Here is a 24,352-nt window from a genome sequence, read left to right on the forward strand (position 1 = left end):
ACTAGAGGCCGCGCTATGTCCATATAACGCAGCCCCGATTAGTTCGAGGTGTTATTTTAGAAGGAGTGAAGGGAATTGGCTACTGAGAAAGTATACCCGATGACACAGGCAGGTAAAGAAAAATTAGAGAATGAGCTAGAACAATTAAAAACCGTGAAACGTAAAGAGGTTGTAGAAAGAATTAAGATTGCAAGAAGTTTTGGAGATCTATCTGAGAACTCAGAATACGATTCTGCCAAAGAAGAGCAGGCATTCGTTGAAGGACGTATCGTTACTCTAGAAGCAATGATTCGTAATGCAAAAATCATCCAAGAAGACGAAATGAACTCTGATACAGTGACGTTAGGTAAAACGGTTACATTTGTTGAACTACCAGACGGTGAAGAAGAATCTTATACCATTGTAGGTAGTGCAGAAGCAGATCCATTTGAAGGCAAGATTTCAAATGATTCACCGATTGCTAAAAGCTTAATGGGTCGAAAAGTTGAGGACGAAGTATCGATTCAAACTCCAGGTGGAGAAATGCAAGTGCGTATTACAGGAATTAAATAAGTTTGAGGAGTAAGAGACTGTTTTAGTAACGGTCTCTTTTTTTATATGGAAAGATGAAAAGATTATTAGGAATTATTAGGTGAAATTACATAATACTACATTAATTGGTGCAAAATGGTGATGAGGTGGGGGTTGTGAATAGTAGGGTCAAAACGCTTGCGTTTGTATATGTAATAGGATTTTCTATTCTTCTATTGAAGCTCATTCAAATTCAGCTATTTGAGACAGAACATTACTCAAAAAGGGGTATAAATTTATTAAATGCTAGTGTAAAGCAGAGGACCGTTCAATATACCATAGATGAAGGAAGAGGGCATTTTGTGGATCGAAATGGCCAGCCTTTATCTTTTAAGAAATCTCAGCAAGTCGTCATATTTCCTTCCATCAGAAAGTATTTTCACGAAGAGAAAAAGAGAGTTTAACCGTCAACCCTTATTTAGTAAATGATTCAGTAGATGAAGAAATGAATTTACATGGTGTTCAAATTAATAAAATCCTACCGTCTTATCAATTAGCGACTCAGTTTTTAGGTATTGTTGGTGAAAACGAACAAGAGTTTTTAAATAGATATCCTTGGTCAGAAGGAAAGGATACGCAGCCAATTGGACAATCGGGACTACAAAAGCAATTTGATGAATGGTTAATTTCTGACCAGACGACGAAACTCCTCTATCATGTGGATGCATTAGGGCAACCGCTTTTTGGGCTAGATGTGAAATATACCGCGCCAACCAATCCTTACTTTCCATTGATGATACAAACAACAATTGATAAGAATATCCAAGAGAAACTTGAAGCGTATTTGGACCGCATAGGTATTCATTCGGGAGGGGTCTTACTGTTAGACGCTAAAAGGAGTGAAATTTTAGCTTCCGTTTCTCGTCCAAAACTTTCAATAGGAGACCCGTATAGCTCAAAAGGAATTGAAAATAAAATGTTTAAACAGGTAACACCTGGAAGTGTTTTTAAAATGGTGGTATTAGCTGCAGCGTTTGAAGAAGGCTTAATTGATGAGCGAGAAACATTTGATTGCAGCAAGGATATATACGGACATGAAGAAGTAGATCGCCCCGAAGGAATGTTGACAGTAAAAGAAAGCTTAGCTTTTAGTTGTAATCGAACATTTGCAGAGCTATCTCAACGACTTGGTGAAAAAGATCCTGCTTTACTTGAAAAATATGCTAATAAGTTAGGGCTTATTGGAGGAAGTGGTTGGAAGGGAACGGTATTTCATGTTGAAGAATTTCGCCAGCTAGATGAGGATCAAGGTAGAGTTTTTTTATCTTCAGCTCCGATTAACTCTGAACGCTTAAAAGAAACAGGAATAGGTCAAAGTGATGTTCAGGTAACCCCGTTAGGTGTAGCCAGTTTAATGAATGTAATTGCAAATGGAGGAGACCGCTATAGTGTGAAAGGAGTAAATCAGATACAATTTCAAAACGGTACGTCCTACTTTTCCTTTTCCAAACAACGAATGGATGGTGACGGTTTGTCTCCATATACCACTATGAAACTCCAGGAGTACCTAAGATATGTAGTAGAATCCCCAAAGGGTACTGGTCACTCACTACGTTCTTTACCTGTTGCAGTAGCTGGTAAATCTGGCACTGCCGAAGTAATGGAGGAACAAGGTAATGAAACCTATCATAAATGGTTTGCAGGTTACTTTCCATTCCATCAACCAAAATATGTATTAGTGGTGGTGAATGAAAACACATCGGAAGCTGGGATAAGTGGTCAAAAAATGTTTTATGATATCGTCAACATATTGTATAGTCATGAATAAATTCTTTTTTCTTCAAGTGAAGTATGATAATCTTCAAATAGAGAAAGATTAGGAGGTTACGTGATGGGGAATAAGTCAAGAACCGACCGATATTCAAGAAGAAGAAAAACCAATATCGTCTTAAACAGTTTGATAGGTCTCATCGTTATTGCAATAATTGTTGTAGCCTATTCGATCATTTCTTCTCCTGAAGAAATGGTGGAAGATTTGGCTCAAACAGAAGAAAATGATCAAAACATATCAGGGTCTGACACAGAGAAAGACATGGATTCATCGAAGGAGTCTGGGGAAGCAATAGAATCAGATGAATCAGATGAGGTTGAATCGAACACTGAAGAGGAATCCATAGAAGAAGAACCCTCAGAAGAAGATTCTATGGTTGTGGACACAGAATCAAATGATCCTAATGTAGTCGAGACGTATACTAATTCTGCTTGGGAACCTGTTGGGACAGAACAAAGTGGCGAACATGTTTCAATTTATGATACCACTCACATAGACTGGACAGAGAAGCTTAAAGCCATCGCTTATGCAACTGATTTATCACAAGACAGCATGACCGTTTGGAGAATTGAAAATGGGGGCTCTCCTCAGCACTCCGTTGGTGTGGTCTCATCTGGGTCAACTATCTATCGTGTATATTTGGCTTGGCAAAACGACCAAGGTTGGATTCCAGAAAAAGTCGAAGTATTAGAAACAAATCCATATAACTAAGAAAAGGATGGCCAAATCGCCATCCTTTTTTCATTCTTCTACGCTTTTAACTTAAAGTGTACAGCAGCTGTATAAAGCGGCTTCCCATCGGGATCAAATGAGGCTTGATGAGTTACAGAAGCAACCGTTAAAAATAAGGCTTGGTTCTGTTCAACTTTATCTGATACTTTTTTCTCTAAAGTTTGAATGTCACGAGCTTCAAAAAACTCGATTTTATCCTGAATTAAATTTAATTGAAAGTTCAACTAGATCACCTGCTTCTCTTGATTATTCCTTGATTATAGTACCATGATTAAAGGGTTCGCGTCTTGCTAACGTCACATTTCAAGGGGGTTTTAAAGTATTTCCATTGCAGAACCAACCTTCATATGATAAATTAATATCAGTTTTTATTTTAATTCATAGTATACTTATAGGAATTATTATAATTAGATCTGAGGTGCTCTTAAATGGGAAGAGAGTTTTTAGATATATTCGAAGAATGGGCTGAATCGTATGATGATACAGTTACAGGACAGGATGAACAATATAAAGCAGTATTCCAAGGCTATGAAGAAATTTTAGCAAAGGTTGCTGATGCATCAGAAGGCCATGTTCTTGAATTTGGATGTGGTACTGGAAACTTAACGAAAAAGCTGTTGGATAGGGGTCTTACTGTTACGGCGGTTGAGCCTTCACCAGAGATGAGAGAAGTAGGGAAAGAGAAGCTTGGTGACCTGGTTGAGATTATAGATGGTGACTTTCTTGATTTCTCCATCGACTTTATTCCATCAACTATTGTAAGTACGTATGCATTTCATCATTTAACAGATAAAGAAAAGCATGAAGCATTCCATCACTATGGAAAGCTACTCCAAAAAGGTGGTAAAATAGTTTTTGCAGATACTAGCTATGAGTCAGAGGAATCGTATAACGAAGCCATTGAAGATGCTTTACAAAAAGGATTTGTAGATCTTGCTAAGGATCTTAAGCGAGAATACTACACAACATTACCTGTTTTAGAAGAAGGTCTTTTGAATGCCGGTTTTCGTGTAGAATTCTTACGATGCAATGATTTTGTCTGGCTCATGGTAGCGACTAAAGAATAGAAGGGTGTTAAACTATGATCGCAATCATCGGAGCAATGGAAGAAGAAGTTTCATTATTAAGAAGCCATATGGAGCAAGCCGAAACAATGGAATTAGCAGGTTATCAATATACAAAAGGATGGATGAATGGCAAAGAGGTTGTCTTGTTACGTTCAGGAATTGGTAAAGTGAATGCTGCGTTATCCTCTACCATTTTACTCTATCACTTCAAACCCAATCACGTCATTAATACAGGTTCAGCTGGTGGATTTGACTCTCAATTAGAAGTTGGAGATGTGATTATCTCTACTGAGGTTCGTCATCATGATGTAGACGTAACGGCATTCAATTATGAATATGGTCAAGTTCCAGGGATGCCAGCCGCTTTTAAAGCAGACGAAATGTTACAGTCGGTTGCGGTTAAGGCTGCTAAAGATATTGAAGGAATTCAAGTGAAATCAGGACTTATTGCAACGGGTGATAGCTTTATGAATGATCCTGCTCGTGTAGATAGCTTACGGGATAAATTTGTAGGATTACAAGCAGTTGAGATGGAAGCTGCCGCGGTAGCTCAAGTTGCTCACCAGTTCCAAGTTCCATTTGTTATAATTCGTTCGTTATCAGATATCGCTGGGAAAGAGTCAAATGTATCATTTGATCAATATCTAGAAAAAGCAGCGGTGAACTCCAGCGATCTTGTTATGAAGATTGTAAAAGCACTTTAAGTATACGATGCCATTTGTAGAAGGCCTTTAGAAGGCCTTCTATCTTTTACACAAGGGGTGGAGAAATGAAGGTTGTTAAAAATGTTCATGAATTAATTGGATATACTCCTGTAATGGAAATCACTCAATTCCCTTTACCTGAAGGAGTAAGATTGTTTGCCAAGTTAGAATTCTATCAACCTGGTGGAAGTATTAAAGACCGCTTAGGGGTAGAGCTTTTACAAGAAGCATTAGAAACGGGAAAATTATTACCTGGAGGTACCATTATTGAACCGACAGCAGGTAATACTGGAATAGGTTTAGCGCTTGCAGCAGTTCATTCTGATGTTCGAGTAATGGTAGTAGTGCCAGAAAAGTTTAGTATGGAAAAGCAAGAGTTAATGAGAGCTTTAGGCGCAAAAGTCATTAATACTCCAACTGAACTAGGTATGAAGGGTGCCATTGCTAAGGCTAAAGAGTTAGAGCAAGAAATAGAAGGAGCCTATTGTCCTCAACAATTCCAAAATCCTGCTAACCCAAGAACGTATTACAAAACATTAGGGCCAGAGTTATGGGAACAGTTAGATGGACATATTAATGTGTTTGTTGCAGGGGCAGGAACTGGAGGAACCTTTATGGGAACAGCCAAGTACCTGAAAGAAAAGAACCCTTCAATAAAAACAGTGATCGTTGAGCCAGAAGGGTCTGTTATTAATGGCGGTCAATCTGGGCCACATAAAACGGAAGGAATTGGTATGGAATTTATTCCAGACTACATGGACCGTTCTTATTTTGAAAGTGTTCATACCGTATATGATGAGGATGCGTTTAACCGAGTGAAAGAACTTGCTGTAAAGGAAGGACTGCTTGTAGGTAGCTCTTCTGGTGCAGCTTTACATGCAGCGTTAATAGAAGCGAAAAAGGCAAATCCAGGGACAAATATCGTGACGATATTTCCAGATTCAAGTGAAAGATATTTAAGTAAGAAAATCTATCAGGGGGGTATTTAAATGAAAAAGAAAACACAATTAATTCATGGTGGGAAGCCAATTGACCCGTTAACGGGAGCTGTGAATGTACCAATCTATCAAGTGTCTACTTATAAGCAGGACGGAGTAGGAAACTTTAAAGGATATGAATATTCCCGAACAGGAAACCCCACGCGTCATGCTTTAGAGGAGTTAATTAAAGATTTAGAAGGCGGAGAAAGAGGATTTGCGTTTGGCTCTGGAATGGCAGCTATTACAGCCATTATGATGCTATTTAAAACAGGTGACCATGTGTTAATGACGGATGATGTATACGGCGGAACGTACCGTGTGATGAGTAAAGTGTTAACTCGTTTTGGTATCGAAAGTACATTTGTTGATACAAGTGACCTGGCCACGATTGAAAACGAAATCAAACCAAATACAAAGGCTATTTATATTGAAACGCCAACAAACCCGCTATTAAAGGTTACAGATATAAAAGGTGCATCTGACATCGCTAAGAAACATAGCTTGTTAACGATCGTGGATAATACATTTAGCACGCCATATTGGCAAAACCCTATTGAACTTGGCGCTGATATCGTTCTGCATAGTGCAACGAAATACTTAGGTGGCCACAGTGATGTCGTAGCAGGCTTAGTCGTTGTGAATTCTAAAGAGCTTGGTGAAGAGCTACACTTTGTTCAAAACTCAACAGGTGGCGTGCTAGGTCCTCAAGACTCATTCCTATTGATCCGAGGAATTAAAACATTAGGTGTACGAATGGAAGAGCATGAAGCGAATACGGTTGAACTAGTTCGTTTCCTTGACGAGCACCCTAGTGTCTCTAAAGTATACTACCCAGGACTAGCTTCCCATCCTCAGCATGAATTAAGTAAAATGCAAAGCCGTGGCTTTGGTGGAATGGTTTCATTTGATGTGGGTTCAGAAGAAAATGCAGATAAGTTATTAGCAAAAACAAAGTACTTCACCTTAGCAGAAAGCTTAGGGGCTGTTGAAAGCTTAATTTCTGTTCCTGCAAGAATGACCCATGCAAGCATCCCGAGGGAAAGAAGATTGGAGCTTGGTATTACTGACGGACTAGTTAGAATCTCTGTTGGACTTGAAGATGTAGAAGATCTAATGGAAGACATTAAACAAGCGTTAGCTGAGTAATTGGAGATATTTACATCGAAAGAGGGCTATCACCCTATGTTATAGTTAACTATAATACTATGATAATAAAAGGTGATAGAATGAAAGACAAAGTAATGGATTATAAACGTTTTGGTTTCACCCTTTTATGTGTAAGTGTCTTCCTATACTTAGGAGTACTAATAAAGATCAATGAAGTTTCTTCAGAACAAGTCACGATTATGCTATGGATAACCGTTCTTTTTACAGGTGCATCGGGGTACTTTTTCTTATTATCTGCTAAATGTAAAAAGAAAGTAGAGGAAGATTCTTCGTCTAATTATTGACAAATTGTTGTAAAGACTTTGCCACAAGTTCCACGTTCGAAATGTCCTTTTCATGCTAATCTAATAGTAAGAAAAACAATTTGAAACAGGGAGTGGTGAACATGCTATTAATGGTTTTAGGCCTTGTCACAACTACAGCAATTGGTGTTATTATTGCTTCTGAACTAAGCGTACAATAAAAATAGCTGCCTAAAGGCAGCTATTTTTTATTGTTTCACCTTTTTACCTAAATACGCTTCAAGCATCCACACATGCTTTTGAAGGCTTGATTGTATGCCTAATAATAAATCAGACGTAGCCTCATCATTTTCTTGGTCTGCAATGCTCATGGCAGAATCTAGTTCATCAATAACGGTTGTAAAATCAGACACTAAGTGATCGACCATTTCTTGTGACGTCTCCGTACCTGAAGCCTCTTTAATAGTAGACGTTTCTAAGTAATCTTTCATAGTAGCTAAAGGTTTCCCGCCTATTGAAAGGATTCTTTCTGCAATCTCATCAATGTATGTCGCTGCTTCTGTATAGAGCTCTTCAAACTTTTCGTGCAACGTAAAAAAGTTTTCTCCTTTTACAAACCAATGATAGTTGTGTAATTTGATATACAGTATCGACCAATTAGACACCTGTTGATTTAACACCTGATTTAACTCCATCTTACTCCCGCCTTTCAACACCTAAATTTGTCAACGTTAGTGTGTCATAACGAATTATTTTTATTCATATGGTGAATGAGAAACAATGTACTGGACGTGCAACCTCGACCATTTTCCTGCATAGAGTAGTAATAGTCTTTAGGCGGAGGTGATCGACGTGTCTACACTTTTAACTGCTCTTGGTATGTTTGTAAAAGAGTTAATCTTTTGGTATCCTATGTAAAAAATAATGCATTTCCTCAGCCGTTATCGTCAAGTGAAGAGAAGAAATATTTAAAGTTAATGTATGAAGGAGATGAGGGCGCTAGAAACAAACTCATCGAACATAATTTACGACTTGTGGCGCATATTGTGAAAAAATTTGAAAATACAGGAGAAGACACAGAAGACTTAATCTCCATTGGGACAATAGGTCTCATTAAAGCAATAGAGAGCTATTCAGATGGGAAAGGAACCAAGCTTGCCACATATGCAGCCCGTTGTATTGAAAATGAAATTTTAATGCATTTACGAGCCTTAAAGAAAAACAAAAAAAGAACGTATCCCTCCATGATCCAATTGGTCAAGATAAGGAAGGGAACGAAATTAGCTTAATTGATATATTAAAATCTGATGCAGATGATGTCATAGATACGATTCAATTGACAATGGAAATTGAAAAACTAAAAAAATACATTAACGTACTTGATCAACGAGAAACAGAAGTCATCGTTGGACGATTTGGCCTAGACATGCAAGAAGAAAAAACCCAACGCGAAATCGCCAAAGAACTCGGAATCTCAAGAAGCTACGTCTCCCGAATCGAAAAACGAGCCCTCATGAAAATGTTCCACGAATTCTACAGAGAAGAAAAGGAAAAAAACAAGAAAAGCGGAGCCGACTGACCAGGGGCGTATGAATTGGAGGGCAACTTCTCAAAATAAAGGAAACACGGAGAGCGCTAGCGATCCGATGTTGACTTATTGAAGAGAAGATGACCGGAAATTCAATAGCCCCTACTACCTCATAAGAATGGGGAATGGAAAAAGGGCTATCCCCTAGCGGATGGCCCTTTTAAACGAAAGCATATTAGGAATGTAAGAAAAGAATACCTTTGGAGTAAATACATGAGGGACTGTTAAAGAAGCTCTTTGCCTTTCATGACTTGTTGAAGATCGGAGCTAGTTCTACCTGAACCTTCACATCTAGCACATTCTAGCTTAAATACCTTTAATCTTGGGAGAAATCCTTTACCATCACAACTCGTACAAATTGATACTAATTTAATTATACCCACCTCCTAGTTATAAGTTTAGCACACTAAAGCTACAGAGGTATTGCAATTTGCTTACAAATGAGAACAATATATCACTTTTAATGTAGAAAAAACAGTAAGCTTATAGTAATATAAATAGTATTGCTTTTTCATGGCTTCTTAATCAAAACGGACCTCTTGTGATCAAGAAGTCCGTTTTCTTAGAAACATCCTACATAGAAGAAATCAAATGGAAGAAGAGAAAAGAGATATTTGCAAGAAAATTATGAAGATACTTTGGAAATGTAGTGCAATCCACGGCGGTATAATTCTTTTTCAATTAAATGAATAAAATCTGAATTTAGTTTTAACTCTCTTGCTTTATAATAAGATTCGATCAACAATTCATCTGACAGCTTACGCATATCGTCACCTCCAAAATAGGTAATTCGTATGTGAATGGTAAGTTGTACAACGTTGTAACCTAACTTTATCAAAATTGAACATTCAGAACAACCGTTCTGTTATCCACAACGATGAGTGGATAACTTGTGATTAATCTGTTTATAAAGAGAGCAAACCCAGATGAAATCTTGTGGGAAAATGTGGATGGTTTTATCCACAGTTGAAATGATTGTAGGATATTGTCGAAAAGTATTGGGACAAACCACCTATTTAATAGGAATATTTTGAATATCTTACATGTTTTAAGTATGATAAACAATAGAAAAGACAAATGTAGAGGTGTATATATGTTAAAAAACTTTCTACCGAACCAACATGTTAAAAGTATTTATGAAATTTCTGTTGATGACCTGAAAGATAAAGGGGTTAAGGGTGTTATAACAGATTTAGATAACACGTTAGTGGAATGGGACCGTCCAAATGCTACTCCAAAATTAATCGAGTGGTTCAAACATCTGAAAGAACAAGGAATGGCGGTGACCATTGTTTCGAATAATAATGAAACAAGAGTTAAAGCCTTTGCAGAACCTTTGGGTATTCCTTATATTTATAAAGCTCGAAAGCCGATGGGAAAAGCGTTTAACAAGGCTTTATCTACGATGAACCTGAAGAAGGATGAAACGGTTGTAATCGGTGATCAGCTACTAACGGATGTTTTGGGTGGTAATCGTAATGGTTATCATACGATTCTAGTGGTTCCTGTTGGGAAAACAGACGATAAGATCACTAAGTTTAATCGATCAGTTGAGAGAAGAATATTAAATTGGTTTAAAAGAAAAGGGTTACTACAATGGGAGGACGAGCAGTGAGTAATGTAGTATGCGTAGGCTGCGGAGTTAAAATTCAAACGGAAAATAAGAATGAGATTGGATATGCCCCAGCTTCTTCATTAGAAAAAGAATTGGTCATTTGTCAGCGATGCTTTCGTTTAAAGAATTATAATGAAATTCAAGATGTTTCTTTAACAGATGATGACTTCTTAAAAATATTAAACGGTCTAGGAAAGTCTAAAGGCTTAATAGTAAAAGTTGTAGACATTTTTGTATTTTAATGGTAGCTGGTTACCTGGATTACACCGTTTTGTAGGAAGCAACCCTGTACTGTTAATCGGAAATAAAGTCGATTTACTTCCTAAAAGTGTGAAGCCTTCTAAGCTTGTTCATTGGATGAAAAAAGAAGCAAAAGAATTAGGCTTAAAACCTGTGGATGTACAGTTAATTAGCGCTGACAAGGGAACGAATATTCTAAAAGCACTAGAGTTAATTGAAACATACAGAAAAGGTCAAGATGTATACATTGTAGGGTGTACAAATGTAGGAAAGTCTACCTTCATTAATCGCATTATCCAAGAAGTATCAGGAGAGAAAAACGTCATTACTACGTCTCACTTTCCAGGTACTACTCTTGATATGATTGAAATTCCACTAGATGATGGTCAAGCGTTAATTGACACACCTGGAATTATTAATCACCATCAGATGGCACACTATGTTGACAAAAAGAGCCTTAAACCATTACACCTAAAAAAGAAATAAAGCCTAAAATATTTCAATTGAATGAAGAGCAAACACTCTTTTTTGGTGGACTAGCTCGATTTGACTTTATAAAAGGTGAGAGACAATCATTTGTGTGTCATTTCTCAAATGAGTTAAACATTCATAGAACGAAGCTTGAAAAAGCAGATCTTTTATACGATCAGCATCTTGGAGAATTATTACAACCTCCTGGTGAAGAAGAAATGGACCATTTCCCTGAACTCGTTCGCCATGAATTCGTCATTAAAGAAGGAAAGACTGATATCGTATTCTCTGGACTAGGGTGGATTACTGTAAATGATCCTGGTGCTAAAATTGCTGCCCATGTTCCAAAAGGTGTAAGTGTATTCTTACGTAATTCTCTTATTTAAGGAGAGGGTAATATGGCAACACTGTATGGTGTAATAGGAGATCCGATTGGTCACTCGCTGTCTCCTACAATGCATAATGCTACCTTTCTAGCCAATAACATCGACGCATTTTATGCAAAGTTTCATGTCACATCGGAACATTTAGAAGATGCAATAAAAAGGAATGAAAGCACTGGGAATTAAGGGATTTAACGTTACCATTCCCCACAAAGAAACCATCATTCCAATGTTAGATGAGGTAGATCTTTATGCAATGCGAATTGGTGCTGTGAACACTGTAGTGAATGAAAATGGGAAATTAGTAGGCTACAACACGGATGGTCCAGGATTCGTTTGCTCATTAAAAGAATTAACACGTCTAAGTCCAGAGCATAACGTTCTAATTATTGGGGCGGGCGGAGCAGCGAAGGGTATAATCTATGCCCTTTTAGAAAGTGGTTTAGCTAAAATAGATGTGTGCAATCGTTCATTAAATAAAGCTCAGGAACTATTGATCACTGTAAAAAAACAAAATGCATCACCATAGGGGTCATGCCATGACCATCGTGCAGGCAGAGTCAAATCTTGACCAATATGACATAGTCATTCAAACCACCAGTGTTGGGATGTATCCAAATGTTGATGTGTCGCCAATTAAAATGAACAAAATAAAAGAACAAGCCGCATGTATTGATATTATTTATAACCCAGTTGAAACGTTATTCTTAAAGAATGCTAAATCTTTAGGTGCCTTTGTTCAAAATGGGCTAGGCATGTTCGTAAACCAGGGGGCCCTTTCCTTTGCGAAATGGACAGGTATTGACCCTGAAATCGAAATAATGAAACAAGCAATAGTAAACAACTCGGAGGAATCAAAATGTTAACAGGAAAACAAAAACGCTATTTACGAAGTGAAGCTCATAACCTTCAACCTATCTTTCAAGTAGGCAAAGGCGGAGTGAATGAAAACATGACGAATCAAATTGCAGATGCATTAGAGACGAGAGAGCTAATGAAAGTTCAAATACTTCAAAATTGTGACTGGGACCGAGATGAAGTAGCTAAAGCTCTCTCTGAAGGAACAAGTGCAGAAATAGTTCAAGTTATCGGGAAAGTAATCATTTTATACAAGGAATCAAAAGAGCAAAAACGAATTCAATTACCTTAAAGAGGTTGAAAAATGTGAAGAGAATTGGCTTACTTGGTGGCACATTTAACCCTCCACATATAGGTCATCTTCTAATGGCCACGGAAGTAATGGATGCACTCTCGTTAGACGAAGTTCGATTCATGCCTAACTATGAACCGCCCCATAAAGACGTTGTAGGAATAACAGCTACCACCCGATATGAACTGTTAAAAGCAGCTTTATGGGAACATCCGCGCTTTCATATTGAAACCATTGAATTAGAACGAAAGGGTTTGTCCTATACAGTTAAAACGTTGGAAGAGCTAACAGAACAAGAGAGTGAGCACAAGTTTTTCTTCATCATTGGTGGAGATAGTGTCAAAAGTCTTCCGACTTGGTTTCAATACGAACGACTCGTGGAGCTTGTTACGTTTGTAGGTGTGAATAGACCTCATGTCGAAGTAGACCCTGTTGATGGAGTTATCATGGTAGAAATGCCTGGGGTTGACATTTCTTCCACGATGATACGAGAAAGAGTGAAGTCGAAAAAGAGTATTCGGTATTATGTCCCAGACAGGGTACGAGAATATATTGAGAGGGAGAAGCTATATGAATAGACAAAGAGCATTAGATATAGTCAAAGAACAGCTAACCGAAAAACGATATATTCATACACTGGGTGTGATGGAGACAAGTATCTTATTAGCAAGTCATTACGGTGTAGATGAAAAGCAGGCTGAACTTGCTGCTATTTTCCATGACTATGCTAAATTTCGACCATTAGAAGAGATGAAAGAAATCATACAGGATCAACTAGAAGATAAGAAATTGTTGAAATACAATCAAGAACTTTGGCACGCTCCAGTAGGGGCCTATTTAGTGGAAAAAGAAGTGGGTATTCATGATTCAACTGTACTAGATGCCATCAGGTATCACACGAGTGGTAGGAAGAATATGACACCACTCGAAAAAGTAATCTATGTAGCAGACTATATTGAACCAAACCGTAACTTTCCGGGTGTTGAGGATGCTAGAGCAATGGCTTATGATGGTCTAGATAAGGTCCTACTTGTTTCGCTAAAGAATACAATGCAATTCCTTCTAAATAAAAATCAACTCATCTACCCTGACACATTGAAAGCATATAATTCAATCATAAAAAGTATAAAGTAAAGGAGAAGGTTTTGATTGGGAGATAACAATAATTTATTAAACGTAGCTTACAAAGCGGCAGACGATAAACGAGCAGAAGATATAGTAGCATTAGATATGAAAGGTGTTTCCTTAATCTCTGATTATTTCATCATTTGTCATGGGAATTCAGATAAACAAGTTCAAGCTATTGCAAAAGAAGTAAAAGAAGCAGCTGAAGAAAACGGATATACAGTTAAGCGTATGGAAGGTTTTAATGAAGCTCGCTGGGTATTAGTGGATATTGGCGATGTTGTCGTACATGTTTTCCATCATGAAGAACGCAGTTATTACAACTTAGAAAGACTATGGGGAGATGCTCCAATTGTTCACGTTCCAAGTGAGTTAACTCAATGAGTTATCACCGTTTTTCATTTTTGTATGATGAACTCATGCAGGATGCTCCCTACGACCTGTGGCTCTCCTTCACAAAATCTAAGGTGGAGAATGGTGATCTAAAAGGGAAAGCGATTCTCGACTTAGCCTGTGGGACGGGAGAAATGTCTATTCGTTTTGCGAAAGAGGGAATGAATGTCACAGGAGTAGATCTTTCGGAAACCATGCTCATGGTAGCGAAGGATAAAACAAATGAGGCGAATGTATCTGTGGACTATTATCAACAAGATATGAAGGAGTTAGAAGGACTTTCTGAGTTTGACTTAGTCGTCTTATACTGTGACTCTCTTAATTATCTTAGTGGTCCTAAAGATGTTCTAGCTACCTTTAAACGAATATATGACCATTTAAAACCTGGAGGCATGCTTCTTTTTGATGTACACAGCCCTTTCAAAGTAGATGAGTTGTTTATTGATCAATCATTTTCGTTTGCAGGTGAGGAAATATCCTATATCTGGGATAGTTTTGCAGGTGAGGAACCACATAGTGTCATACATGAATTAACATTTTTCGTTAAAGAGGACAACGGTTTGTACGAACGAGTTGAAGAAACACATGAACAGCGAACCTTTCCCATTGCTGACTACACAAATTGGTTAAGAGAAGTAGGATACTCTTCTATTGAAGTTACTGGAGACTTTACTGAACACGTTACGGAAACATCTGAACGTCTGTTTTTCTCTTGTAAAAAATAAACCTTACAAAAAAGAACAATTTTGTTTCTTTTTTTGTAAGGTTTTTTACTTCCGGTCTAGAATATTATGTTGGGAAGAAAACTGATTAGTTGTTTCGGTTACGTCCTCGTCATATTTATCATGAGTCGCTTTGAACAAGTCTTCAAACATTGTCCCTACATTTGCCTCTAAAACTTTAATTCCCTCTCCAGTTACTCCACCTTTGACACACACTTTTTCCTGTAATGATGGTAATGTATAAATATCTTGATTTAATAGTTCTCCTAGCCCGATAAGCATTTGAGAAGCTAATTCGGTTGCTTTTTCCCTTGTGATGCTTGTTTCTGCCACCGCTCCGTCAATAAATCGTTGAGTTAGATAACTAAAGAACGCTGGTCCGCAGCTAACAATATCGGATGAGACGCGAGTAATTTCCTCCTCAATTCGAATGGGAGATGAAAAAGAATCAGCTAGCCTAGTTATGACTTCCATTGTAGTGTCAGAGCAGCTTTCCCCAAAAGTTAACAAAGATACCCCAGCTAAAGCTCGATTTGTAATGCTTGGAATCAAACGAACACACTGAGAAGGAATATACGATTCGAGTTGCTCTACCGAAATAGGACTTGTAATAGAGACCACTATTTTTTCTTCTGTAAATTGTTCCTTATATTGTTTTATAAAAGGCTGTATGTCTAAAGGTTTATGCATAGAAAGATAATATCAGACGATGAGAGTAATATATTCACATTTTCTTCAACATGTATGGAAGGGTACGTCTTTTTTAAAGTGTACGCCTTATCGATGGTCCTATTGGTGATAACAAGCTGGTTAGGATCAATAATACTTGTTTTTATCATGGCTTCAATAAGGATTGTTCCCATATTTCCTGTTCCAATGATCCCAATTTTCACCGGTCTTCCCCTCCTTTACTTTCACCTACTCTCCTAAAACCTATGTAAGGAAGTGTAAAATTATGCAAATGGAGCTGTTGCATTTATGAAGAATATTTTGATTCGGTATAAAATATGGATCTTGTTCCTCACACTCGGACTTCTATTCTTCCTCTTATCTTTTCTAAATCCCAATAAACAGATAGAAACGATCACACCTTCAGATCATTCAATAGACACAGTGGAGGGTGATTTAAATCAAAAGGAAGAGATGAAAACTGAGAATATACTGATTGATATTAAAGGAGCTGTTCAATCTCCTGGCCTCTATGAATTACCCTCTGAATCAAGAGTGTTAGATGCCATAACAGTAGCAGGAGGATTAACGGAAACAGCGGACGAACGAGTAATAAACCTTGCACAAAAAATTCAAGATGAAATGGTGATCTATATTCCAGAAAAAGGGGAGGTAGAATTTCAATATGGTGTATCTCAGACAGAGGAAAAGAGGGAGCTGTTCATCAATCTTAACACTGCAACGAAGGAAGAATTGGAAACACTACCTGGAATCGGACCAGCCAAAGCAGAGGCAATCATAACCTACAGAGATGAAACATTGTTTTCTAGTATAGAAGAGATTGAAAATGTTCCAGGCATTGGTACAAAAACATTTGAGTCGTTAAAAGACTATATTACCGTGAATTAACGACAAAAATCTTATTGACTGTCTACTAAAAGACATACTACACTTAAGAAAAAAAGGGGCACACCACAATGAACCGGATTTCCTGGGATCAATACTTTATGGCGCAGAGCCATTTGTTAGCATTACGTAGTACATGTACGAGACTAGCTGTTGGAGCAACGATTGTTAGAGAGAAACGTGTGATTGCCGGTGGTTATAATGGTTCAATCGCTGGTGGGGACCACTGTATTGATAATGGATGTTATGTGATTGAAAATCACTGTGTCAGAACGATACACGCAGAAGTAAATGCAATACTTCAATGTGCCAAATTTGGTGTACCAACAGAAGGTGCAGAGCTGTATGTAACGCATTTCCCTTGTCTACAATGTTGTAAAACCATAATTCAAGCGGGCATTAAAAAAGTATACTTTGCAGAAAACTATAAAAACCACCCATATGCTGTGGAGCTTTTTGCAAAAGCGGGAATAGAAATAAAGCAAGTGAAGCTAGAAGAAATCAGCTTGATAAGTCGACAGTCAGAAGAACTTGCCGTAATTAACGAAATGGTCCAAGCACTTGAACAGTGTGGTTCTTCTGAAGAAGTAACACGTTTCAAAAACAAACTTCAAGCCATGGGACTCTCATGAAAAAGGAAGCCTATTCCTTTTTGCTTTGTGTTACACATCAGGAGGGATAATGATTCTTCATATTCAAGGAGGCATTATCCTTCTCCTCTTTTCTATCTATATTTCCTTCCTATTGAAACCCTCATTTACCACTCTCCTCTTAGCGGCCACAATAGCAGTCTTCGGTTCGGTTATGTATTTCTTTGAAGAAACAGAAAATAATACGGAATTAACCGGTCAAGAACAATCATTATTATTAGACATATCTTCCCCTTTACTAGCAACCTCCTATGGATTCAAAGGAGAGTCTACCGCGCAGTCTGGGGAAAAAATAGCACTAAGACTATATACGGATGAGGAAATAGACCTTCAGAGTCTTGTGGGAAAGTGTCTGTTGGAAGGACATTTACAAGAACCAGAAGGCGCTAGGAATGATCATGGCTTTAACTATGAAAAGTTCCTTTATTATGAGAATGTTCACTGGATATTTGAAGTGAAAAGAATCACCTATTGTGAACCACTTAACTCATTTTGGTTACAGGATACTTATCGGCAAATTTCAGAATGGCGAATACATCAAATTGAGAGGATTGAAGGGATATTTGGGTACTCAGTGCCCCTCGTTCAAGCTTTAGTATTTGGACACCGAGAAGGTATAGAAGAATCAATCTTAGACGCCTATCAAGAAATTGGAGTCATTCATTTATTAGCTATATCCGGTTTGCACGTTAGTGTCATAACGGTTTGGTTATTTCTTCTATTCATTCGATTAGGAATCACGAAAGAGTGGGCTAAAGGCTTTCTCTTGATTGTTCTTCCTCTATATGTTTTACTCACAGGTGCTGCACCCCCAGTCATTCGAGCATCAAGTATGGCAATGCTACTTTTTTTCTTCTCCTTTATGCGTTTTAAAATCGCGATGATTGATTTAGTAAGTATCACCTTTCTCCTGCAGCTAATCCTCTCACCATATGAAATCATGACTGTTAGCTTTCAATTGACCTACATGGTTTGCTATGCATTGGTTCTCTCTGCTCCTAAAATTTTAACAAATACAGGTTCGTATATGTATTCCATGCTAACCATTTCTATTACCTCCTTTTTAGGCTCACTTCCCATACTTGTGAATACGTTTTTTGAAGTATCACTCATTGGATTACTTGTAAATGTGGTGTATGTTCCTCTATTTACAGTCATTCTTCTCCCATTATCCTTATTCTGCTATTTGTGTACTCTGCTTTCTACATCGTGGGCTGAAATCCCTATTCGTCTATTAAATTCCATTGTACAGTGGACTGATAGTCTAACTCTTTGGATTAGTGAGAGGAGGGTCACTACGTTTATTACTGGAAAACTAAACCTAATGGAGATGATAGGACTTATCTTAGGTGTCATTGCCTTCTATATTTTCTGGGAGAAGAAGCGTTTACTAGGCCTTTTACTGATTAGCTTAAGCTTAATGTTTTATGTGGTGGTAGATGAAAGACTTGATAACAAAGGGTATGTCTACATAGTAGATGTAGGACAAGGAGACAGCATAATCATCGATTTGCCGCGCAACGAAGGAGTAATTATGATTGATACAGGAGGGATTGTTTCGTTTGGAGAGGAGATAGAACGAGCATCCATCTATAAGCTTACGTTAGATCAATTTTTAAATAGTAAAGGAATTGGTGCCATCGATTTATTACTATTAACTCATGGAGACTATGACCATATTGGTGGCGCCAAAGATTTAATCCTAGATCGTAAAGTGAAGGAACTTGTCTATTCAACAGGATCAGAAAAAGTTGAAGAAATGCAGAAAATTTTAAAAGTAGCGGAAACGAGGGGTGTCATACATCGTCCAATACGTGCACCTTTCAAATGGGAAACACCTAGTAGCACCTTCCAATTATTACATCCTAGTGATGATCAATATGAGGGGAACAACGATTCATTGGTCATCTTAGCAGAGTTAGGTGGGGTAAAATGGTTATTTACAGGAGATTTAGAATCGGAGGGTGAATCTGTAATCACTAAAAAGTATGAAATAGATGCAGATGTATTAAAAGTAGGTCATCACGGTAGTCACACGTCTACAAGCCTCTCCTTTCTAAAAGAAGTAAGCCCTGAATATGCCATTATTTCAGCGGGGAAAAATAATTCATTTGGTCATCCTCATAAAGACGTAGTCGAACGTTTAAAAGCTGAAGGGGTGACGATTCTTTCAACCAGAGAAAATGGAGGAATTACTTATACTTTACCGGAAGTGGTGGAACATTTTCAATCGTCCATCCATAAGATGTAGTACAACAAAAAGAGAAGGAGACCGAAATGATTCGATCTCCTTTCCTTCATCTCTACAAGTAGCATTATGCGCCAATAAGTTTAATGACAGTGGCAATAATGAACATTGTAGCAAAGAATCCAAAGCTAACAATAAAACCAACAGCAGAGTCTACTGCGTCGTTACGAGTGGATTGCACATTTTTTTCAAATTCGTTCACAAGTACCCCTCCTATATCATCTTTTAGTATAGAACATAAACGACAAAAAATCTATACTCCTCTACACTTTTTCCACTCTTAGAAACACTTGTCAACTATACGTAAAAGAATTTTGGCCATACTAATCTTCACAAGAGATACCGTTAAAGCAATAGGAGTTCTAGACCCTATGTTTTGACGTTCACATAAATTTAGCTGGGAAAGCCTCTAAATGGGGTTTTCTCTTCTTTTTCTTGCTATTTTCTCCCCTGTTCTTTACCATTAATATGACGATTTTTTAAAGGGAGAGATAGCTGTGATTAATAAAATTTGGAACGATATTGAGCGTGGTCGCTTTTCTCCTGTTTATTTACTTTATGGAACAGAGCAATACCTGTTAAATGAAACAAAACAAAAAATGATTGCAGGTGCTTTGCAAGAAGAGGAATTGGATTTCAATTTATCCGTTTTTGATTTAGAAGAAACTCCTATTGAAGTAGCGCTTGAAGATGCTGAAACATTCCCATTCCTTGGGGAAAGACGGCTTGTTTTTTTACATAATCCGACGTTTTTAACAAGACGAAAAAACGAAAAGTAAAGTAGAACATAACACAGATAGACTTCAAGAATACTTAGCGTCACCTGTTGATTATACAATATTAGTCATAGTGGCTCCTTATCCAAAATTAGATGAACGAAAAAAGCTTACGAAAACCTTAAAAAAAGAGAGTGTTGTTGTAGAAGCTAAACCACTAACAGAGCAAGAACTCAAAAAATGGGTTGCATATGAAGTGAAAATTCTTGGAGTATCAATTGAAGAGGCAGCTCTAGACTTATTGCTAACTTTAACAGGAACTAATCTTCAAGTTGTGGCAAATGAAGTAAATAAATTAGCCTTGTACGGGGGGCATCAAGTATCAATAACGACAGAAATGGTAGACAAACTGGTAGCGCGATCAATAGAGCAAAATATATTCATATTAGTTGATAAAGTAATTTCTAGAGATATCGGCGGGGCTGTACAAATTTATTATGATTTATTAAAACAAAATGAAGAACCCATCAAAATTCTTGCAATCTTAGCTGGACAATTCAGGTTAATCTATCAGGTAAAGCAATTGACAAGTAAAGGATACGGACAGCAGTCAATTGGAAGCACGTTGAAAGTACATTCATATAGAGTAAAACTAGCAGCCGGACAAGCTAGAGCATTTACATTCGAGCAATTGCAAAAAATAATGCTTCTTTTAGCTGAAGGGGATTACGAAATGAAGACGGGAAAGCGTGATAAGAAGTTGATAGTAGAGATGTTTATACTAAAATTAGCCTAACAAAAAAACGATCTGAATTCAGATCGTTTTTTTATTTGTATTAAGCTTTTTTCATTAAGCGAGACTTTGTGCGATTAGCAGCATTTTTGTGAATAAGCCCTTTTTGAGCAGCTTTATCAACGTGCTTAATAGCTTCTGTTAGGTATTCAGCTTTGTTGCTGTCGTCATTTTCAACTGCAGCTTCAAATTTCTTAACAGCTGTACGCATAGCAGATTTAACTGCTGTGTTTTGAGCATTACGAGCTTCGCTTGTTTTAACGCGCTTGATGGCAGATTTAATATTTGGCATTCCTGTCACCTCCTAAAATGCAAATCGAGATTCTATTTAAGACTCGATAACAATTCCAATAACATATTGAGAACAAGAGATATTTTATCAAACAGAGAGGCATATTGCAATACTCTTTCATTGGAAAAGCTAATTAATACATGTTTCAGCCCATACGAGGTAAAACTAGGGGCACAAAGAAACGAGGAGGAGTTTCCCCATGTCAGGAGAACCATTAGATTTATCATGCTACAGCGTTAGAACGGATTTAGCCGTTGAAGCGAGACAACAAGTATTAGACCAGAACGAGGTGGAAAATCAATCCCACCTTGAGGGTGTTATTATTCACGAACGTGAAGAAAATGGTATTACTATTACAAATATAGAAATCACTGAAAAAGGAACGGAAGTCGTTGGAAAAAAACCTGGAAACTATTTAACAATTGAAGCTTTAGGTATTCGTAATCAAAATACAGATCTGCAACATGATGTCGAAAAGTATTTGCAAAAGAATTTAGCGCATTTCTTGATAAGAGAGGGATTGCTAAAAACGCAAGCTGCTTGTTGGTAGGACTTGGAAACTGGAATGTTACACCCGATTCTTTAGGTCCACTAGTTTGTGAAAATGCGGTTATCACGAACCACTTGTTTGAGCTTCAACCAGAAAGTGTTGAAGACGGCTATAGACGTGTCAGTGCTCTCTCTCCGGGAGTAATGGGGATGACTGGAATTGAAACAAGTGAAATTATTGCAGGTGTAGTGGAGAAATCTAAACCAGATTTTATCATTGCGATTGATGCGTTAGCGGCAAGGTCTGTTGAACGAGTGAATTCAACCATTCAGATTTCTGATACCGGCATTCATCCGGGTTCCGGTGTTGGCAATAAACGAAAAGAATTAAGCGAAGAAACATTTGGAATACCAGTCATTGCCATAGGTGTTCCAACAGTTGTAGATGCTGTATCCATTGTGAGTGATACGGTTGATTTTCTATTAAAGCATTTTGGACGCGAGTTAAAAGAAGGAGACAAACCTTCTAGAGCTTTAGCACCAGCCGGAATGACGTTTGGTGAAAAGAAAAAATTCACCGATGATGACCTACCTTCAAATGAACATCGTCAAACATTTCTAGGAATCATCGGAACACTTGAAGATCAAGAAAAGCGCAAGCTTATACATGAAGTGTTAGCCCCTATTGGCCACAATTTAATGGTCACTCCTAAAGAGGTAGATATATTTATCGAAGATATGGCCAACGTCATTGCAAATGGATTAAATGCAGCTCTTCATGATGCCATCAACCAAGATAATGTTGGAATGTATACAAGGTAACATTTTCCCTCTATCAAATTTGAGAGCTTTCAGCCTGTCTGAGAGCTCTTTTTTTAGTCTCATACATATTCTAGTAAAATCATTCTCTTCTAGTTCTACTAATTCTAGTAAAAACATAGAGTGAAGTAGAGTACAAAAAAGAGGGTGGATATATGAAAACGCACAAATCAAATCGATATATGGTGACTGTTAGTTTAGCAAATATAATAAAAGGAATTGTCCTATTCATAGCGTCCCTTTTCACCATGTTTGTCCTTTCGGGGGTTCTGACTTCTTTGCAGCCAGAGTACAGAATTTCATCTCAATCCGTCAACCGAGCAACGGAGCAGTTAACTGGAGAAATGTTATTTACTCTATACACTCTAGAGAATCACTCTTTTCAACATGATGGGAGTACTATCCCTTCGATATCAAAAGTGTTATTTGATGTAGCTGCTAATCTACGATTTAAAGACCCAAGAAGCTTCTTAGGAAGAGAGTTGCCTGGATTTTCTATTTTTGATAATTCAATCGTTGTTGCGGGAGCAGGAACTAATTACACCAACATGCCCATTGAATCCGTTCCGTCAATGGATGTGTTTGATAAAGTACCAAATTTAAAAAACACGGAGGACATCAAAGAAGTGGAGGTCTCTCCTTATACAGGTAATGGAGATGAAAAGGTATTGGTTTACTTTACCCACACCAGAGAATCTTTTCTTCCATATCTAGATGTGACTGACCCCGATCTTGCTCAGCATCCAGAAATAAATGTAACAAAAATAGGAGATACTTTAGAGAAAGAACTGGAAACCCTCGGGATTGGAACCGTTGTTGAAAAAACGGATATCGTAAGCCTGCTGTCTAAGAAAGGGTTAGGATATAACGACTCCTACAGTGTTTCCAAAGAAGTTGTACAAGCTAGTGCATTAGAAGACAAGGAATCCTTATATTTAATCGATATTCATAGAGACTCTAGAAGAAAAGATGTGACAACCGTAACAATCGACGGTAAAGACTATGCAAAACTTGCGTTCGTAGTAGGAGCAGAGCACGAAAACCATGAACAAAATAATAAATTAGCTGCTGAACTTCACAAATTGTTACAAGAGCATTATCCGGGTCTTTCTCGTGGGATTTTCGTGAAGCAGGGGTCAGGGGTGAATGGTGTTTACAACCAAGACTTATCCAAAAATGCCATGCTTATTGAATTTGGGGGAGTAGATAATACATTTGAAGAACTCAACCGATCAGCCGAAGCCTTTGCGGATATCTTTGCGCAATTTTACTGGAAGGCTGACCGAGTAAATGCCACTCAGTAAACGAACTTGGAGGTGCTAATGTGTTTAAATTTATGACAAAAACCATCCTATTAGTTTGCCTGCTATTTATTGGTGTATTAATTGGGTTAGAGCAAGCCAAAGAAGGAATTAAAAACGTTCGAGGAGAAGGACTTGAGCTGGTTTCCATTGAAGGTGAAGCCTCGCTAAGTGAATTACCTTCTGAGTTGACAATAGAAGAGAAGGATCAGATGCTTAAGGAAATGGGTTCCTATAATCTTTTTTCTGATTTAGGTAAAAAATTTGCTTCTACTGTTACCTCTGCAACTGAGCTAGGAATAGATTTGGTCGGTGGAATGCTAGAGTAAAAGTCCTTTTAAAGGGCCTTTTTCTTTTGGGAACTGAGTTCTTCATACTAGAGTAGTTGATTCTGTGGCGGAAGGGGCGTGGGAAACGTTGGCTGAGAGTTAAACGCTCGAATTGGATAACGAATTGATCGAATTAAGTAGGAATACGCTCGAAATAGTAATAATTCTATTCGAAAAAAGAGATTGAATGCTCGATTAGTTGAATTCTTATTATATCTTT

The 24,352-nt window shown here is 37.7% G+C and carries 25 protein-coding genes and 6 pseudogenes; 25 read left to right on the top strand and 6 right to left on the bottom strand.

The genetic code is table 11. From position 1 onward, the window contains the following. Nucleotides 1–75: 75 nt before the first annotated feature. The 4 genes from greA (at nucleotide 76) to M44_RS11780 (ending at nucleotide 3,052) form a co-directional block, all read left to right on the top strand. Nucleotides 76–552 (top strand): transcription elongation factor GreA, encoded by a 477-nt coding sequence (gene greA / locus M44_RS11770; protein ID WP_010173839.1) that lies wholly within the window; start codon nucleotides 76–78, stop codon nucleotides 550–552. A 134-nt stretch (nucleotides 553–686) separates the two neighbouring features. Beyond that, the gene (locus tag M44_RS22700) at nucleotides 687–974 is read left to right on the top strand and encodes a hypothetical protein (protein ID WP_155814958.1); all 288 of its coding nucleotides are present in this window, start codon (nucleotides 687–689) and stop codon (nucleotides 972–974) included. A 41-nt stretch (nucleotides 975–1,015) separates the two neighbouring features. Then, complete coding sequence (locus tag M44_RS22705) at nucleotides 1,016–2,338, top strand: penicillin-binding transpeptidase domain-containing protein (protein WP_010173841.1); 1,323 nt, start codon at nucleotides 1,016–1,018, stop codon at nucleotides 2,336–2,338. Between the two features lie 63 nt (nucleotides 2,339–2,401). After that, the gene (locus M44_RS11780) at nucleotides 2,402–3,052 is read left to right on the top strand and encodes a YrrS family protein (protein WP_010173842.1); all 651 of its coding nucleotides are present in this window, start codon (nucleotides 2,402–2,404) and stop codon (nucleotides 3,050–3,052) included. 38 nt (nucleotides 3,053–3,090) lie between these two features. Here the strand turns inward: M44_RS11780 and M44_RS11785 are convergent, their stop codons facing one another. Continuing rightward, nucleotides 3,091–3,297 (bottom strand): YrzA family protein, encoded by a 207-nt coding sequence (locus M44_RS11785; protein WP_010173843.1) that lies wholly within the window; start codon nucleotides 3,295–3,297, stop codon nucleotides 3,091–3,093. A gap of 204 nt (nucleotides 3,298–3,501) precedes the next feature. On the opposite strand from M44_RS11785, the gene M44_RS11790 reads away from it, so the two are divergent. From M44_RS11790 to M44_RS11810, 5 genes are all read left to right on the top strand, one after another. Beyond that, nucleotides 3,502–4,140: a class I SAM-dependent methyltransferase gene (locus tag M44_RS11790; protein WP_010173844.1), complete on the top strand. Its 639-nt coding sequence runs from the start codon at nucleotides 3,502–3,504 to the stop codon at nucleotides 4,138–4,140. 14 nt (nucleotides 4,141–4,154) lie between these two features. Further along, the gene (mtnN, locus tag M44_RS11795; RefSeq protein ID WP_010173845.1) at nucleotides 4,155–4,844 is read left to right on the top strand and encodes a 5'-methylthioadenosine/S-adenosylhomocysteine nucleosidase; all 690 of its coding nucleotides are present in this window, start codon (nucleotides 4,155–4,157) and stop codon (nucleotides 4,842–4,844) included. A gap of 65 nt (nucleotides 4,845–4,909) precedes the next feature. After that, nucleotides 4,910–5,833 (top strand): PLP-dependent cysteine synthase family protein, encoded by a 924-nt coding sequence (locus M44_RS11800; RefSeq protein WP_010173846.1) that lies wholly within the window; start codon nucleotides 4,910–4,912, stop codon nucleotides 5,831–5,833. Next, on the top strand, nucleotides 5,834–6,970 hold the full coding sequence (locus M44_RS11805; RefSeq protein WP_010173847.1) for a bifunctional cystathionine gamma-lyase/homocysteine desulfhydrase: 1,137 nt from the start codon (nucleotides 5,834–5,836) through the stop codon (nucleotides 6,968–6,970). A gap of 80 nt (nucleotides 6,971–7,050) precedes the next feature. Next, complete coding sequence (locus M44_RS11810) at nucleotides 7,051–7,275, top strand: YrhC family protein (RefSeq protein ID WP_010173848.1); 225 nt, start codon at nucleotides 7,051–7,053, stop codon at nucleotides 7,273–7,275. A gap of 206 nt (nucleotides 7,276–7,481) precedes the next feature. Here the strand turns inward: M44_RS11810 and M44_RS11815 are convergent, their stop codons facing one another. Beyond that, nucleotides 7,482–7,928: a Dps family protein gene (locus M44_RS11815; protein ID WP_010173849.1), complete on the bottom strand. Its 447-nt coding sequence runs from the start codon at nucleotides 7,926–7,928 to the stop codon at nucleotides 7,482–7,484. A gap of 184 nt (nucleotides 7,929–8,112) precedes the next feature. On the opposite strand from M44_RS11815, the pseudogene sigK reads away from it, so the two are divergent. Continuing rightward, nucleotides 8,113–8,812, top strand: a pseudogene (gene sigK, locus M44_RS22710) (RNA polymerase sporulation sigma factor SigK). Nucleotides 8,813–9,446: 634 nt separating this feature from the next. Here sigK and sda read toward each other — a convergent pair. Next, entirely contained in the window at nucleotides 9,447–9,587 is a 141-nt protein-coding gene (gene sda, locus M44_RS11825) for a sporulation histidine kinase inhibitor Sda (RefSeq protein ID WP_010173850.1), read from the bottom strand. 327 nt (nucleotides 9,588–9,914) lie between these two features. On the opposite strand from sda, the gene M44_RS11830 reads away from it, so the two are divergent. The 8 genes and pseudogenes from M44_RS11830 to M44_RS11865 all read left to right on the top strand — a co-directional run bounded on the left by M44_RS11830 (nucleotide 9,915) and on the right by M44_RS11865 (nucleotide 14,923). Then, nucleotides 9,915–10,436, top strand: coding sequence for a YqeG family HAD IIIA-type phosphatase (locus M44_RS11830; protein ID WP_010173851.1), 522 nt, complete (start codon nucleotides 9,915–9,917; stop codon nucleotides 10,434–10,436). Beyond that, nucleotides 10,418–11,533: pseudogene (gene yqeH, locus M44_RS22715) on the top strand (ribosome biogenesis GTPase YqeH). Before M44_RS11830 ends, yqeH begins: the two are co-directional and overlap by 19 nt. A 12-nt stretch (nucleotides 11,534–11,545) precedes the next feature. Continuing rightward, nucleotides 11,546–12,396 (top strand): annotated as a pseudogene (gene aroE / locus M44_RS22720) (shikimate dehydrogenase). Further along, a complete protein-coding gene (gene yhbY, locus M44_RS11845) occupies nucleotides 12,390–12,680 on the top strand; it encodes a ribosome assembly RNA-binding protein YhbY (RefSeq protein ID WP_010173858.1) in 291 nt (96 codons plus the stop codon). The pseudogene aroE and the gene yhbY overlap by 7 nt, the downstream one beginning before the upstream one ends. 14 nt (nucleotides 12,681–12,694) lie before the next feature. Next, the gene (locus M44_RS11850; protein WP_010173859.1) at nucleotides 12,695–13,258 is read left to right on the top strand and encodes a nicotinate-nucleotide adenylyltransferase; all 564 of its coding nucleotides are present in this window, start codon (nucleotides 12,695–12,697) and stop codon (nucleotides 13,256–13,258) included. Continuing rightward, nucleotides 13,251–13,814, top strand: coding sequence for a bis(5'-nucleosyl)-tetraphosphatase (symmetrical) YqeK (yqeK, locus tag M44_RS11855; protein ID WP_010173860.1), 564 nt, complete (start codon nucleotides 13,251–13,253; stop codon nucleotides 13,812–13,814). The genes M44_RS11850 and yqeK overlap by 8 nt, the downstream gene beginning before the upstream one ends. A 15-nt stretch (nucleotides 13,815–13,829) precedes the next feature. Then, nucleotides 13,830–14,189 (top strand): ribosome silencing factor, encoded by a 360-nt coding sequence (gene rsfS / locus M44_RS11860; protein ID WP_010173861.1) that lies wholly within the window; start codon nucleotides 13,830–13,832, stop codon nucleotides 14,187–14,189. Continuing rightward, on the top strand, nucleotides 14,186–14,923 hold the full coding sequence (locus tag M44_RS11865; protein ID WP_010173862.1) for a class I SAM-dependent DNA methyltransferase: 738 nt from the start codon (nucleotides 14,186–14,188) through the stop codon (nucleotides 14,921–14,923). The genes rsfS and M44_RS11865 overlap by 4 nt, the downstream gene beginning before the upstream one ends. A gap of 45 nt (nucleotides 14,924–14,968) precedes the next feature. On the opposite strand, the pseudogene comER reads toward M44_RS11865, so the two are convergent. Then, nucleotides 14,969–15,813, bottom strand: a pseudogene (comER, locus tag M44_RS22725) (late competence protein ComER). 85 nt (nucleotides 15,814–15,898) lie between these two features. Here comER and M44_RS11875 point away from each other — a divergent pair. From M44_RS11875 to M44_RS11885, 3 genes are all read left to right on the top strand, one after another. Further along, complete coding sequence (locus tag M44_RS11875) at nucleotides 15,899–16,498, top strand: helix-hairpin-helix domain-containing protein (protein WP_010173865.1); 600 nt, start codon at nucleotides 15,899–15,901, stop codon at nucleotides 16,496–16,498. A 68-nt stretch (nucleotides 16,499–16,566) separates the two neighbouring features. Continuing rightward, the gene (locus M44_RS11880) at nucleotides 16,567–17,127 is read left to right on the top strand and encodes a ComE operon protein 2 (protein ID WP_010173866.1); all 561 of its coding nucleotides are present in this window, start codon (nucleotides 16,567–16,569) and stop codon (nucleotides 17,125–17,127) included. 49 nt (nucleotides 17,128–17,176) lie between these two features. Further along, nucleotides 17,177–19,396 carry a DNA internalization-related competence protein ComEC/Rec2 gene (locus M44_RS11885; RefSeq protein ID WP_010173867.1) on the top strand — a complete coding sequence of 740 codons (2,220 nt, stop codon included), beginning with the start codon at nucleotides 17,177–17,179 and terminating at the stop codon, nucleotides 19,394–19,396. A gap of 64 nt (nucleotides 19,397–19,460) precedes the next feature. Here the strand turns inward: M44_RS11885 and M44_RS26300 are convergent, their stop codons facing one another. Further along, nucleotides 19,461–19,595, bottom strand: coding sequence for a YqzM family protein (locus M44_RS26300; RefSeq protein ID WP_010173868.1), 135 nt, complete (start codon nucleotides 19,593–19,595; stop codon nucleotides 19,461–19,463). Nucleotides 19,596–19,890: 295 nt separating this feature from the next. Here M44_RS26300 and holA point away from each other — a divergent pair. Beyond that, nucleotides 19,891–20,905: pseudogene (gene holA / locus M44_RS22730) on the top strand (DNA polymerase III subunit delta). A 40-nt stretch (nucleotides 20,906–20,945) separates the two neighbouring features. Here the strand turns inward: holA and rpsT are convergent. Next, nucleotides 20,946–21,194, bottom strand: coding sequence for a 30S ribosomal protein S20 (rpsT, locus tag M44_RS11900; RefSeq protein ID WP_010173871.1), 249 nt, complete (start codon nucleotides 21,192–21,194; stop codon nucleotides 20,946–20,948). Between the two features lie 199 nt (nucleotides 21,195–21,393). On the opposite strand from rpsT, the pseudogene gpr reads away from it, so the two are divergent. The 3 genes and pseudogenes from gpr (at nucleotide 21,394) to M44_RS22740 (ending at nucleotide 24,132) form a co-directional block, all read left to right on the top strand. Beyond that, nucleotides 21,394–22,505 (top strand): annotated as a pseudogene (gene gpr / locus M44_RS22735) (GPR endopeptidase). A gap of 152 nt (nucleotides 22,506–22,657) precedes the next feature. After that, the gene (gene spoIIP / locus M44_RS11910; RefSeq protein WP_010173872.1) at nucleotides 22,658–23,806 is read left to right on the top strand and encodes a stage II sporulation protein P; all 1,149 of its coding nucleotides are present in this window, start codon (nucleotides 22,658–22,660) and stop codon (nucleotides 23,804–23,806) included. Nucleotides 23,807–23,826: 20 nt separating this feature from the next. Beyond that, a complete protein-coding gene (locus M44_RS22740; protein ID WP_010173873.1) occupies nucleotides 23,827–24,132 on the top strand; it encodes a DUF3679 domain-containing protein in 306 nt (101 codons plus the stop codon). The last annotated feature ends 220 nt before the right edge of the window (nucleotides 24,133–24,352 follow it).

The sequence above is a fragment of the Bacillus coahuilensis m4-4 genome, assembly GCF_000171615.1.
GTDB classification, from domain to species: domain Bacteria; phylum Bacillota; class Bacilli; order Bacillales; family Bacillaceae_K; genus Bacillus_T; species Bacillus_T coahuilensis.